10 protein-coding genes are annotated in these 13,982 nt (G+C 69.1%); 7 read left to right on the top strand and 3 right to left on the bottom strand.

Annotated elements, in window-relative coordinates:
* Positions 1–166: 166 nt before the first annotated feature.
* From ABS52_11785 to ABS52_11775, 3 genes are all read right to left on the bottom strand, one after another.
* On the bottom strand, positions 167–676 hold the full coding sequence (locus ABS52_11785) for a hypothetical protein (GenBank protein ODT02954.1): 510 nt from the start codon (positions 674–676) through the stop codon (positions 167–169).
* Between the two features lie 77 nt (positions 677–753).
* Positions 754–1,887, bottom strand: a complete 1,134-nt coding sequence (locus ABS52_11780; GenBank protein ODT02944.1) for a 5-(carboxyamino)imidazole ribonucleotide synthase — start codon at positions 1,885–1,887, stop codon at positions 754–756.
* Positions 1,884–2,378, bottom strand: coding sequence for a 5-(carboxyamino)imidazole ribonucleotide mutase (locus tag ABS52_11775; GenBank protein ID ODT02943.1), 495 nt, complete (start codon positions 2,376–2,378; stop codon positions 1,884–1,886). Before ABS52_11775 ends, ABS52_11780 begins: the two co-directional genes overlap by 4 nt.
* Before the next feature lie 266 nt (positions 2,379–2,644).
* Between ABS52_11775 and ABS52_11770 the strand changes: the two genes are divergently transcribed.
* From ABS52_11770 to ABS52_11740, 7 genes are all read left to right on the top strand, one after another.
* Positions 2,645–4,735 carry a peptidase S9 gene (locus ABS52_11770; GenBank protein ID ODT02942.1) on the top strand — a complete coding sequence of 697 codons (2,091 nt, stop codon included), beginning with the start codon at positions 2,645–2,647 and terminating at the stop codon, positions 4,733–4,735.
* A 288-nt stretch (positions 4,736–5,023) separates the two neighbouring features.
* A complete protein-coding gene (locus ABS52_11765) occupies positions 5,024–6,181 on the top strand; it encodes a Ni/Fe hydrogenase (GenBank protein ODT02941.1) in 1,158 nt (385 codons plus the stop codon).
* Positions 6,174–7,889 carry a hydrogenase gene (locus ABS52_11760; protein ID ODT02940.1) on the top strand — a complete coding sequence of 572 codons (1,716 nt, stop codon included), beginning with the start codon at positions 6,174–6,176 and terminating at the stop codon, positions 7,887–7,889. Before ABS52_11765 ends, ABS52_11760 begins: the two co-directional genes overlap by 8 nt.
* Before the next feature lie 71 nt (positions 7,890–7,960).
* A complete protein-coding gene (locus ABS52_11755; protein ID ODT02953.1) occupies positions 7,961–8,653 on the top strand; it encodes a Ni/Fe-hydrogenase, b-type cytochrome subunit in 693 nt (230 codons plus the stop codon).
* Complete coding sequence (locus ABS52_11750; protein ODT02939.1) at positions 8,646–9,131, top strand: hypothetical protein; 486 nt, start codon at positions 8,646–8,648, stop codon at positions 9,129–9,131. The genes ABS52_11755 and ABS52_11750 overlap by 8 nt, the downstream gene beginning before the upstream one ends.
* A 168-nt stretch (positions 9,132–9,299) precedes the next feature.
* The gene (locus ABS52_11745; GenBank protein ID ODT02938.1) at positions 9,300–12,425 is read left to right on the top strand and encodes a hypothetical protein; all 3,126 of its coding nucleotides are present in this window, start codon (positions 9,300–9,302) and stop codon (positions 12,423–12,425) included.
* A 106-nt stretch (positions 12,426–12,531) separates the two neighbouring features.
* Positions 12,532–13,818 carry a hypothetical protein gene (locus ABS52_11740; protein ID ODT02937.1) on the top strand — a complete coding sequence of 429 codons (1,287 nt, stop codon included), beginning with the start codon at positions 12,532–12,534 and terminating at the stop codon, positions 13,816–13,818.
* Positions 13,819–13,982 lie beyond the last annotated feature (164 nt).

The following is a 13,982-nucleotide window of genomic DNA, read 5'->3' as shown; positions in this document are numbered from 1 at the left end:
AATGGATTCGCCCGGCGCGGTACGACCCGCGAGTTGGTTCCATGGGAAAACACCGCACACTACCGCAGGTGTCCCGGCTGTCAATGCCGGGTGCCGATAGGATCGCGGGTGGTGCGAACGGTTTGGGCGGCGCGGGCACCGGCGCCCCGCGCTGCCCAAAGCGAGCTCAGCGCCGCTGGATCACGCCGCAGGCGATGCGGGCTCCGCTGTTGCCGCTGGGGTCGGTCATCTCGTCGTCGACGAGCGCGTGCAGCACGACGGCGGAGCCGTCCGCGTCGAACAGGCCGGCGGGGCCGGCGTCGTTGGTGACCCGCAGCGTCCCCGCCGTCCATCCCTGGCTGCGCCCGCCGCGAATGACCACGTTCGGAAGGTCGCCCGCGTGGGGCCCCTCCGGGTTCTTCACGCCGTGCTTCTTTGCGTCCGGGTTCAGGTGGCCGCCGGCCGAGGCGAAGTCGGGGGGATCGCAGCGTCCCACCGCGTGGATGTGGAATCCGTGCACCCCGTCGGGGAGGCCGCGCAGGTCGAGGTCGACATGGATGCCGCGGTCGATCTGGCGGAACGTCGCCGTCCCCACCTCGACCCCGGCTGGTGTGCGCAGGGTGGCCTGGGCGAAGGGGGCGGGGGCGCCGCGTTGCGAGGATGCGCAGGCGGAGAGCACGAGGACGAGCGTGGCGATGACGCCTGCGCGCGACGCCGTCGATGGGACGACGGCGGGGAAGGGCGAGCGAAGGAGGTGCGGCATGGGACGGGTGGTCATGGGGTGAGACGGCGACGGGCCTCCAGCACCTTGTCGAGCGCTTCCTGGGCGGTGGGGGCGATGGCGGAGAGGTGCCCCATCTTGCGTCCGGGGCGCGCGGAGGCCTTGCCGTACAGATGGAGTCGCACGTCGGGAATGGCGAGCGCCTCGGCGAAGAGTGGACGCTCCCCCTCGACCCAGAGGTCGCCGAGGAGGTTGGCGATGGCGGCGGGGACGACGGCGTGGACGTCGCCTAACGGGAGGCCGCAGGCGGCGCGCACGAGCTGCTCGAACTGCGACGTGGAGTGGCCGCGCTCGGTGTGGTGAAACGTGTTGTGCGGGCGCGGGGCGAGCTCGTTGACCAGGAGCTGGCCGTCCCGTGTGACGAAGAGCTCCACGGCGATGAGCCCGATGATCCCCATGGCGTCGGCGATCCCGCGCGCGAGCTCCTGGGCCCGGGCGACGAGCTCCGGGGCGAGGGCGCCCGGGGTGATGGCCCAGTCGAGGACGCCGTGGACGTGGTGGTTGACCGAGGGCGGGTAGACGGCCGCCATGCCGTCCTCGCGGCGGGCGACGAGGACGGAGAGCTCCAGCTCCAGGTCGAGGAACTGCTCGACGATGACGCGGCCGCCGCCCAACGACCGGTGGGCCTCGCGCGCCTCGTCGGCGGTGCGCACGCGGCGCTGGCCGCGCCCGTCATAGCCCCCCATCGGCGCCTTGCAGATGGAGGGGCCGAGCGCCGCGACGGCGTCGGCGCACTCGTCCTCGGTCTTCACGGCGCGATAGCTCCCCACCGGGAAGTGGTGGGAGTCGAGCCACGTGCGCTGGCGGATGCGATCCTGCACGGTGAAGACCGCCTCGGCGCGCGGGCGCAGCGGGGCCACCTGGGTCACCGCCTCGAGGGCGGGACGGGCGATCTGCTCGATCTCCAGCGTCACGACGTCGCAATCGCGCGCCAGGTCGGCGGCGGCGTCGGCGTCGTCGAAGCGCGCGGTGACGACGCGCGAGGCGATGGCGCGCGCGGGGCAGTCGGGGTCGGGGTCGAGGACGTGGACGTCGTAGCCTAACGAGCGGGCCGCCATCCCGGTCATGCGCCCCAGCTGCCCCCCGCCCAGGATCCCGATGGTGGCTCCGGGGAGGATCACGCTCACGGGAGCACCTGCGCCAGCACGTCGTCGCGGCGCTGGGAACGCCACGCGCGCAGGCGCTCCCGGAGGGCGGGGTCGTGCGAGGCCACGATCTCGGCGGCGAGGATCGCGGCGTTGACCGCCCCGGGCTTCCCGATGGCCAGCGTCCCGACGGGGACGCCGGCCGGCATCTGCGCGATCGAGAGGAGCGCATCCTGGCCGTTGAGCACCGTGGCGGGGATCGGGACGCCGAGCACGGGGACGAGCGTCTTGGCCGCGAGCATTCCGGGAAGGTGCGCGGCCCCCCCCGCGGCGGCGATGATCACCTGCAGCCCGCGCGACTCGGCCTGCTCCGCGTACAGGAACATCCAGTCCGGCGTGCGGTGCGCCGACACGATACGCGCCTCGTAGGGGACCTCGAGCTCGTCGAGCATGGCGCAGCAGTGCTGCATGTGCTCGTAGTCGGACTTGGAGCCCATCACCACTCCGACGAGTGGGGTGGTCGACTGCGGCATGAAGGGCGGTGGGGAGAGGAGTGGGGGGCGGCACGCTGGGCGCCCCGGGGGAAGCCGGCACGGGCCGGCCGCGGCTTCGACCACGAAATATGCCGCGCGGGCGAGCATGGACGAAGGGGCTCGGGGGCGTGCGGCTACGTCGACGGACGGCGCGTCGCCCCGGGAGCCGGCGTCGGATGCCGTCGTCGCCAGGGGGGCGCACCCGGCGCATATTCCTGCCCCTGCGTCACCGCCCGATGACTCCCCGGCTCATACCACCGCACAACATGTCCAGACGACTCCTGCTCGCCCTCGCGGCGGCCGCGGCCTTCGCCGCGCCCCAGCCGACGCTTCACGCACAGGGGAGCGGCGCCCTCACGCTCGAGGCGCTGCTGGCCACGCCCTTCCCGACCGCGATCAGCGCGGCGCCACGCGGGGGGGGCGTCGCGTGGATCCTCAACGAGCAGGGAGCGCGCAACATCTGGGTGGCGACGCCGCCCGCCTATGCCGGGCGGCGCCTGACGAGCTACACGGACGATGACGGACAGGAGATCTCCTCCCTGACCTGGGGGAGCGACGGGACGTCGCTGGTGTACGTGCGCGGCGGGGCACGGAACCGGGCCGGGGAGAGCCCCAATCCGGCGCATGACCCGCGCGGCGCGGAGAGTGCGATCTACCGCGTGGCGCTCGCCGGCGGGGCCCCGGTGCGCCTGGGCGGTGGCACCGCCCCCAGCATCTCCCCGGACGGCGGCACGCTCCTCATCAGTCGGGGCAAGCTCTGGGCACGCTCGCTGCGCGATCCCGACGCCGACTTTTCCGAGTTGGTCAACGTGCGTGGGGCGCTCGTCAACGTGCGCTGGTCGCCGGACGGATCGAAGTTCAGCTTCGTGAGCAACCGGGGCGACCACGCCTTCATCGGCGTCTACGACGTTGCCACGCGCACGGTGAAGTTCCTCGCGCCCAGCGTCGACACGGATGGGGCGCAGGTCTGGTCCCCCGACGGGACGCGCATCGCCTTCGTACGTGAGCCCGCGTCCAGCGCGCTCGCCCTGTTCCGTGCCCAGCGTAGCGGGCGTCCGTGGTCCATCATGGTGGCCGACGTGGCCACGGGGGCGGCCCGCACCGTGTGGACCGCCGACGAGGGGGATGGAAGCGTGGTGCGCGGCATCGTGGGGGACAACCAGCTCCTGTGGGGCGCGGGCGACGCCCTCGTCTTCCCGTGGGAAAAGGACGGGTGGACCCACCTGTACTCCGTGTCGCTGGGCGGTGGGCGCCCGGTGCTCCTCACGCCCGGCGAGGGCGAGGTGGAGTACGTCACGCTGTCACGCGACCGCCGCGAGGTGATCTACAACAGCAACCAGGGGGACATCGACCGCCGGCACATCTGGCGCGTCCCCGTGCAAGGGGGGACGCCGCGCCCCGTGACCCGCGGCGACGGGATCGAGTGGGCCCCCACCGAGCTGAGCGACGGCTCGCTGGTGTATCTCCGGTCGGATGCCCGCACGCCGGCGCACGCGGTGCGGCTTGCCGCTGGCGGGAGCCCGGCGCCGCTGGCCCCCGCCCTCCTGGCCGGCTTCCCGTCGGCGCGCCTGGTGGTACCGCAGGCGGTCACGATCACGGCCGCCGACGGCATGCCGATACCGGCCCAGCTCTTCCTCCCGAGCGGGGGGCGCCCGGGCGAGCGGCGCCCCGCGGCGATCTTCTTCCATGGCGGCTCGCGCCGGCAGATGCTCCTCGGCTACAACTACGGCGAGTACTACCACAACGCCTATTCGCTCAACCAGTACCTCGCGAGCCGGGGCTTCGTGGTGCTGTCCGTGAATTACCGGAGCGGCATCGGCTACGGGCTCGCCTTTCGCGAGGCGGAACGCTACGGGGCCGGCGGAGCCAGCGAGTTCAACGACGTCGTGGGCGCCGGCCTGTACCTGCGCAGCCGCCCCGACGTGGCCCCGGGGAAGATCGCGCTGTGGGGCGGTTCGTACGGGGGATACCTGACGGCCATGGGGCTCGCCCGAGCCCCCGAGCTCTTCGCCACCGGCGTGGACCTGCACGGCGTGCACGACTGGAATGTCGGCATCCGGACCTTCGTCCCGAGCTACAACACGCTCGAGGACCCGGAGCGTGCCCGCCAGGCGCTGGAGTCGTCGCCGCTAGCCTCGCTCGAGCGGTGGAAGGCGCCGGTGCTGGTGATTCACGGTGACGACGACCGCAACGTGTCGTTTGCCGAGACCATCACCCTCGTCGAGCGACTGCGCGAGCGCAACGTGGAGGTGGAGCAGCTGGTCTTCCCCGACGAGGTCCACTCGTTCCTGCGCCATGCGTCGTGGCTGGCGGCGTACCGGGCGGCCGCCGAGTTCCTGGAGCGCCGGCTGCGCTGAGGTAGGGGGGCGCGACGGCATCCTGTACGGACCGTACGTGATTTGCACCCCTTGAATGCGAATGCAGACGAGACGATCCCCGCCGCTGCCCGGGTGCCGCGTCGGGGATTGTCCCGTAGCATCGCGCCCGTCCATGTCGGACGAATCGCTATTGCGAGGGGGTGGGCTCGTCTCCATGGTGGACCGTCACGACGGCTCGACGTTCCACCGTTCCGTGCGCTGGCGAGTGGGTCCAGCGAGTCGATGTCAGGGGCGGGGGACTTTCCTCCAACCGGGAGACGGGCGACGATGCACGGTCCCTCCACACACCCGTGGGTCGACGGCGAGACCCTCGGCGCGCACCTCGACGAGCGCGGCATCGGGCGCCGCGAGTTCCTGGAGTTCTGCGGCAAGATGGTGGCCATCCTCGGGCTGGCCAACAGCGCGTTGCCGCGCATGGCCGAGGCGTTGCAGTCCCTCAGGCGCCCCTCTGTCGTCTGGCTTCAGCTGCAAGAGTGCACCGGGTGCGTCGAGAGCCTCCTGCGCAGCGCGGAGCCGACGGTCGGCGACCTGGTGCTCGACGTCATCTCCCTCGACTACCAGCACACGCTGATGGCGGCGGCGGGGAGCGACATCGAGCGGGCGCTGCAGTCGGCGATGGCCGAGAACAAGGGAAAGTACGTCCTGGTCGTGACCGGCTCCATCCCCACCAGGGAGAACGGGATCTACTGCACCATCGGCGGGCGTCCCGCGCAGGAGATCCTCGAGGAGGCGGCGGCCGGGGCGGCGGCGATCCTCGCCGTGGGAGCATGCGCCTATTGGGGGAGCGTGCAGGCGGCGCGCCCGAACCCGACCGGGGCGGTGGGCGTGCGCGACATCATCAAGAACAAGCCGGTGGTGAACATTCCGGGTTGCCCGCCCATCGGCGACGTCATCACGGCGACGATTGCGCACTACCTCACCTTCAGTCGCCTGCCGGCGGTGGATGGCGAGGGGCGTCCGCTGTTCGCCTACGGGAAGCGGATCCACGACCAGTGCCCTCGGCGCGCACACTTCGACGCCGGGCAGTACGTCGAGGAGTTCGATGACGAGGCGGCGCGGAAGGGGTGGTGCCTCTACCACGTCGGCTGCAAGGGACCGGCGACGTTCTCGCCGTGCCCGATCTTCCTGTGGAACACGCGCACCAGCTGGCCGATCGGGGCCGGGCACCCGTGCATCGGCTGCACCGAGCCGTACTTCTGGGACACGATGACCCCCTTCTACGACCGGCTCCCCGGCGTGGTTGGGATCGGGGTGGAGCGCCGGGCCGACCTGATCGGGGCGACGCTCGCCGGGGCGGTGACCGCCGGGGTCGCCCTGCACGCCACCGCCACCGGGATTTACCAGATCCGCCATCGCCGGAAGGCGGAAGCCGGGAGCGCCGCCACGGCCGCCCCTGCCACGAAGGAGGAATCGACCCATGGCTAGCACGCGCGTCGTCGTCGACCCCATCTCGCGCATCGAGGGGCACCTGCGCATCGAGGTGCAGGCCGAGAACGGGAAGATCGGGAACGCCTGGGCCGCGGCCACGCAATTCCGCGGGATCGAGCTCATCATGAAGGACCGCGATCCGCGCGATGCCTGGGCCTTCACGCAGCGCATCTGCGGGGTCTGCACCGTGGTGCACGCGGTGGCCTCGTGCCGGGCGGTGGAGGACGCGTTAGGCATCACGATCCCGCCCAACGCCAACCTCATCCGCAACCTCGTCCTCGCGCAGCAGTTCGTGCACGACCACGTGGTGCACTTCTACCACCTGCACGCCCTGGACTGGGTGGACGTGGTGAGCGCGCTCAAGGCCGATCCGGCGGCGGCGGCCCGGATCGCGAGTTCCCTCTCGCCCTGGCCCAACAACTCCGCGACGTACTTCGGGGCGGTGCAGGAGCGGCTCAAGAAGTTCGTGGGGGCCGGGCAGCTCGGGATCTTCGCCAATGGGTACTGGGGGCACCCGGCGTACAAGCTTCCTCCCGAGGTGAACCTCATCGCCGTGGCGCACTACCTCGAGGCGCTGGACTGGCAGCGGGAGATCATTCGCCTGCACGCCATCTTCGGCGGGAAGAACCCGCACCCCAACTTCCTGGTCGGCGGGATGGCCTCGGCCATCAACCTCGATTCCACCGCGACCATCAACGCCGAGCGCCTCACCGACATCCGGCAGCTCATCACCACGGCGCAGCGTTTCGTGGAGCAGGTCTACTGGCCCGATGTGCTGGCCATCGCCGGCTTCTACAAGGACTGGGCGTCGATCGGGGGCGGGGCGAAGAACTACCTCGCATGCGGCGAGTTCCCCGACCACGACATCCGCGACGTGAAGTCGCTGTACTTCCCGCAGGGCATCATCCTCGACCGCGACCTGACGAAGGTGCATCCCTACGAACAGGAAAAGGTCAAGGAGAACATCTTCTCGAGCTGGTACGAGTACTCCGGCGGAAACGAGGCGGAGTTGCACCCGTACGAGGGGGAAACGACGCCGAGGTACTCGGGACCGCCGACGCCCTGGAAGTTCCTGCAGGAGGAGAAGAAGTACTCGTGGATGAAGGCGCCGCGATACGAGGGGCGGGTGATGGAGGTGGGGCCGCTGGCGCGGATGCTGGTGGCCTACGCGTCGGGGCACGAGGAGGCGAAGGCCATCGTCGGCGAAGCGTTGGGCAGGCTGGGGGTCGGGCCGGAGGCGCTCTTCTCCACGCTCGGGCGCACGGCGGCGCGGGCGGCGGAGACGGTGCTGATCGCCCGTCGCCTCGACGTGTGGTACAACCAGCTCGTCGAGCGCATCAAGAGCGGCGACACGACGACGTTTGCCGGCGACAAATGGAAGCCGGAGAGCTGGCCGGCGACGTCACGCGGGTACGGCTACCTCGACGCCCCGCGCGGGGCGCTGGGGCACTGGGTGCAGATCGAGGGGCCGGCCATCAAGCACTACCAATGCGTCGTCCCCTCCACGTGGAACTGTTCGCCCCGCGATCCCCAGGGGCAGATGGGGCCCTACGAGCAGTCGCTGGTGGACAACCACCCGCTGGCGAAGCCCGACCAGCCCCTGGAGATCCTGCGCACCATCCACTCATTCGATCCCTGCCTGGCCTGCGGCGTGCACGTGATCGATGCCGAGGGGCGGCCGGTCGTGGAGGTGCAGGTGCAATGAGCGCAACCTCGGAACCCATCCGCGGGCCGAAGAAGTGGCGCCGGCCGGCCGGCCTCGAGCTGCGCAGCCAGCTGCGCTCGCCCTCGGGCGACTATCGCTGGGTGTACCTGTGGGGGTGGCCGCTGCGCGTGGTGCACTGGACCTCGGCGCTCGCGATCGTCATCCTCGTCGTCACTGGGTTGTACATCGGACGCCCCTACTTCCTCATTGCCGGCGAAGCGAGCAATCACTTCGTGATGGGGTGGATGCGGCTCGTGCATTTCGTCTGCGGGGGCGTCCTGGTCGCGGCCGGCATCCTGCGCCTGTACTGGTTCTTCATGGGGAACCGGTACGAGCGCTTCGGCGCGCTCTTCCCGTTCAGCCGAAAGCGGCTCTACGACCTCTGGCGCACCTTTCGCGCGTATGCGTTGATCCGCCCCGACGAGGCGCCGCAGTATCTCGGGCACAACCCGCTGCAGCAGGTGGCGGTGACCGGGCTCTACTTCGTGATCCTGGTCATGGTCTGCACCGGCTTCGCCCTGTACGGCCAGGCGACGCCGGACGGCCTGATTGCGCGGACCTTCGCGTGGGTGGCGCCGCTGCTCGGCGGGATGCAGGTCGTGCGCTTCGTCCATCACGTCCTCACCTGGGTCGTGGTGATCTTCGTCCCCATGCACATCTACCTCGCCATCCGGCACGAGCTGCTCGACCACGGCGCCGTGGTCTCGTCCATCATCAGCGGCGGGCGCTTCGTGAGCGCGCAGGAGCACTTCGAGGATGCCTGACGGGGGGGGCGCGACGGTCGTCATCGGGTTGGGCAACCCGATCATGGGAGATGACGGCTTCGGCCTGGCGGCGCTCGATGCGCTGCGGGCGCTTTGGGCGCCCACGGCCGAGGTGGAGTTCGTGGACGGGGGCACGTGGGGGTTGTCGCTCCTGCCCGTCGTCGAGCGGGCCGAACGCCTCCTCCTGCTCGACGCCATCGAGTGCGGAGGCACGCCCGGCACCGTGGTGCGGCTCCGCGATGACGAGATCCCGTCGTACCTGATGACGAAAGTCTCGCCGCATCAAGTGGACATGCGCGAGGTGCTCGCCCTGGCCGCACTGCGAGGGCGCGCGCCGGCCGAGGTGGTCGCCATTGGCGCGCAGCCGGCGGTGGTGGAGCTCGTTGGAACGCTCTCACCCGAGGTCGCGGCGGCGGTCGAGGCCGTGGCGGTCGCGGCGGTCGGGCAGTTGGAGGCGTGGGCGAGCCGGGACCGTTGACGCGCCGTCGATCGGGCTCTATCGTAGCGCGCCCGGGTTCCGTCGCTGAGCGCGAGGGGTTTGCCGTTTAGGGCGGTCGCGCCTCGGCAGCGGTCGACTGACGCACCGTGCAGGCGCCTCGGCCAGGCGATGGCCCGGCATCCACCCCCCACAGTCAGGAGGTCCAGAATGAGTGCTCGCTCGTTCGGACGAACCCTGCGTTCCGCCGTCGTGCTGCTGGCAGTTGGAGTCGGCACGGTCGCCGCGCAGGGAACGCAAGGGAGCATCAACGTCCGTGTGACGGAGGCCGCGAGCGGACGGCCCCTCGATCAGGCCCAAGTCGTGATCGTCGGGACCACGTTCGGAGGGCTGACCAATGCGGACGGTCGCTTCACCTTCCGGAACGTCAACGCTGGCACGGTCCAGGTCCGCGTGCTGCGCGTCGGCTTCTCGGAGCAGAAGAAGGGCGTCGCCGTCACGGCGGGACAGACGGCCGATGTCGAGTTCGCGCTCACCGAGGTGGCGCTGACCCTGGCGCCGGTCGTCACCACGGCAACAGGTACCCAGCGTCGCCAGGAGATCGGCAACGCGACGGCCAACATCTCCGCGTCCGAGGTCGTGGCGGCCGCGCCGGTGGGGAGCCTGAGCGACGTGCTGAACGCGCGCGCGCCCGGCGTGCAGGTGGCCACGGGGACCCAGACCGGCACGGGCTCTCGTATCCGCGTGCGCGGCATGAATTCGATATCGCTGAACAACGAGCCCATCTGGATCATAGATGGTGTTCGCATGACGTCGAACAACGGATCGTTCTCCACGGTCACGGGCAACGGTGCGTCGAGCAACACGGGAGGGAACAACGCGAGTCGCGTGGGCGACCTGAATCCCGAGGAGATCGAGAGCATCGAGATCGTCAAGGGACCCTCGGCGGCGACGCTGTACGGCACGGACGCGGCGAATGGCGTGATTCTCGTGACCACCAAGCGCGGACGGGCCGGCGCTGCTCAGTGGAGCATTTATGGCGAGGGCGGCATCATCCAGGATCGCAATGACTATCCGTGGGCGTACACCCTGTTTGGCACGCGCACCGATGGCGTAACGCCGACGGCCCCCAGCTTCTGCAACCTGCAGCGCGTCGGGACCGGACTCTGCAAGGTCGACTCGATTGGCGCGCTGAACATCTTCAACGAAGGTGATCTCACGCCCGTCGGGACGGGGAATCGACGTCAGGGTGGCGTGCAGGTCTCCGGAGGAACCGAGCAGATTCGCTATTTCATGGCGGCGGAGAACGAGAACGAAGTCGGCGTCCTCTCGCTGCCGGAGTTCGAGCGCGATCGGTTCAAGGCGACCGGCCTTCCGCTGCACGACTGGACAGACCGTCCGAATGCGCTGGACCGGAATTCGCTGCGCGTGAACCTGAATGCGGCAGTGAATCCGAAGCTCGACCTGTCGGCTCAGACCAACTTCATCGATCTCACGCAGCGCTACGCGCTCGAGTCGAACTCGACCGCCGGCCTCGGATCGCACGTCTTCGGTGGCCCCGGTTACCGGAACAACGGTACCGTGTCGGGGCTCGGGACGCCGCTCAACGGCTATCGCGCCTGGACGCCGGGGTACATGTGGCAGGAGAAGACGGAGCAGAACATCTCGCGCTTCATCTGGAGTTCCCGCGCCGACTGGCGCCCGACGTCGTGGCTCCAGAACCGCGCCACGGTCGGTCAGGATTTCACCATGCGCTCCGATGAAAACCTTCTGCTGCGAGGCGAAGGGCCGCCGCTATCGGCGAACACGCGGCTGGGCTCTCGCGGCGTCAGCCGGGTGAACATCAACAATTTCACCGTCGACCTCGGCAGCACGGCGACATTCAATCCGCGGGCCTGGATGAACCTCAAGACGACGGCGGGGGTGCAGTACATCAACTATCGGTTCTCGCAGGCGCAGACCGGCGGGTCGCAGCTCGCGCCTGGTGCCCAGACGGTGCAATCCGGGGCGCAGCCGTCGGTGTTCGAGGGGACGACGCTGCAAAAGACGTTCGGCGTCTTCGTCGAGCAGGCCGTGGCGCTCCGCGACAAACTCTTCCTCACGGGTGCCGTCCGATCGGACCAGAACTCGGCGTTCGGCACGGAGTTCCAGCGCGTCTTCTACCCGAAGTTCAGTGCGTCGTGGCTCGTCTCGGAGGAGTCGTTCTGGAAGGCCCCGTCGTGGATGAACACGATGCGATTCCGCTTGGCCTACGGACAGTCGGGCGTGCAGCCGGGACCGAACGATGCCCTGCGCTTCTACACCGCGAACACGACGAACATCGCGAACGTCGACCAACCGACCGTCACCTTCGCATCGCTGGGCGATCCGAACCTCAAGCCGGAGCGGTCAGCGGAGATCGAGGGAGGCTTCGAGACGCAACTGCTGAACTCGCGCCTGACCCTCGACGTCACGTACTACAACAAGAAGACGGAGGACGCGCTCATCGAGCGGATCGTCCCCCCGTCCTATGGATCCGTGACGCGCCAGCTCGCCAACCTGGGCGCGGTGCGGAACAGCGGCTGGGAGTTTCAGGTGAACGCGCTCCCGCTGGACAGGAAGTGGCTGGCGTGGGATCTCAACATCTCGGCGTCGCTCAACGCGAACGAGGTCGAGAGCCTCGGAAACACGCCGCCGCAGATCGGCACCGCTTCACGCGTCGTCGTCGGCTATCCAATCGGTGGGCTCTGGGCCCCGCCGATCCTTGGCTGGGAGGACAAGAACAAGGATGGAATCCTGACCTACTGGGCCGATCCGACCAAGAATGAGGTGTTCGTCGGTGACTCCGCGATCTTCCGTGGGTATTCCACGCCGCGTTACATCGCGACGCTCGTGTCGGGCTTCGATCTGCTGAGCCGTCGCCTCCGTCTACAGACGCTGTTCGACTACCGTGGTGGCCACAAGTGGTACAATGACACGGAGCGCCTGCGCTGCCAGCGGCCGAACTGCGGCGGTCGCAACAATCCGAAGGCGCCATTCGACCTGCAGGCGGCGAACATCGCCCGCCTCGAGATGCCCATACAGACGCTGGACGGCTACTTCCAGTCGGGGCCCTTCGTCCGGCTCCGCGAGGCATCGGTGCAGTACACGCTCTCGCCGAGCGTTGCACAGCGCTTCCTGCGGGCTCGTACCGCTTCTGTCGTCGTGAGTGGCCGCAACCTGGCACTCTGGACCAATTACCCCGGCACGGATCCGGAGACGGCCTTCAATTTCACCAGCGGTACCGACGTCCCGGCCGACTTCCAGACCATCGCGCCGCCGTCGTACTTCATCTTCCGGATCAACCTTGGCTACTAACCCCAACGGAGCCGATATGCGCAATGCACAGACCCTGCGCCCCCGCTCCCTCGGGAGGCGCGCAGCCCTGCTCCTGGCCCTCGTAACGACGACGGCGTGCTCCAGTGTGACCGATTCGCTCCTGGAGGCCACGGACCCGGACATCATCAATCCCGCTGACCTGAAGTCGTCGGAGGGGGCCATCGGTCTCGCCAACGGCGCCTTGGCCAGCTTCCGCGACATCACCGCAGGGAACGAGAGCACCTGGCTCTTCGGCGGCCTCCTGGCCGATGAATGGTCCACCTCGTCCACGTTCCCGCAGAACGACCAGACCGATCAGCGGCGCATCGAGGAGAACAACTTGCAGGTCACGAACATGCTCTATCGCCTCTATCGGTCGCGCATTCGGGCGTCAGAGGCGATCCGGGCACTGGCCGAGTATCGTCCCGACGATCGCGTGCGTCGGGCCGAGATGTACTTCGCACGAGGGTTCACCGAGATGCAGCTGGCGCAGGATTTCTGCAATGGCATCCCGCTGAGCGAGCTGGTGGACGGAGTTGCGACCGATGGTGATCCGCTGAGTGTACAGGAAGTCTTCACCAAGGCGGTGGCCTCCTACGACAGCGCGCTCGCCTTCGCGAATGGGAAGGATGCGGCCAGCGTCGCACTCGCGCGCGCGATCCGTATTGGCAAGGGGCGCGCCCAACTCGGGCTGAACCAGATCGCCCAGGCGGCGGTCACGGTCGATAGTATTCCGACGTCTTACGCCTACCAGCAGACGTTCGCCCTCACGACAGGCTCGAACACCATATGGGGCCAGGGTTTCTCGTCGCGACGCTATGTGGTCGGCGACTCGGCGGAGGGAAACGCCCGCAACATCCTGGTCAAGAACGCCATCCCCTTCGTGTCGAAGGGCGATCCCCGTCTCCCGGTTACCGTGCTGAATTCGCTCGGCCAGGACGGATTGACGCGCGTCCGCATGACGGCCCTGTACGGGCAGCTCACCGCTGTGGACGTGGTCAATGGCATCGATGCGCGGATGATCGAGGCAGAGGCCGCACTGAAGGCCGGTGATGTCGCGAAGTTCCTCTCCATTCACAACACGCTTCGCGCATCGCCTCCGACGCTGGGGACCGTGACGCCCGCCGCCATGCCGCCGCTGACCGACCCGGGAACGCCGGCTGCTCGCCTGGATCTGCACTTCCGTGAGAAGGCGTTCTGGACCTTCAGTCGCGGCCAGCGTCTTGGGGACATGCGGCGCCTGGTCCGGCAGTATGGCCGCGCGGTCACCGACGTGTTCCCCGAGGGGATCCACTACAAGGGGGGAGCGTACGGAACCGACGTGAACTTCCCGATCGTGGTGGACGAGCGCAACAACCCCAAGTTCAACGGGTGCACCAACCGGAGCGCCTAACGGCATTCGGAGTCCCATCACAGCTTCAGCACACGGCCCGCGGGCGCCTACGGCGTTCGCGGGTCGTGTCGCCTGCGGGCGTGGGGGTGCGCCGGCCGCCGCCCACAACGGGCTTCGCGCCGAGGGGTGCCGCGCCGAGGAGCGCCAGCGTGCCGGCATGCGCG

Source organism: Gemmatimonadetes bacterium SCN 70-22, assembly GCA_001724275.1.
Classification (GTDB): Bacteria; Gemmatimonadota; Gemmatimonadetes; order Gemmatimonadales; family Gemmatimonadaceae; genus SCN-70-22.
The sequence above is the reverse complement of the archived record's forward strand: the minus strand, read 5'-3'. Positions and strand labels throughout refer to the sequence as shown.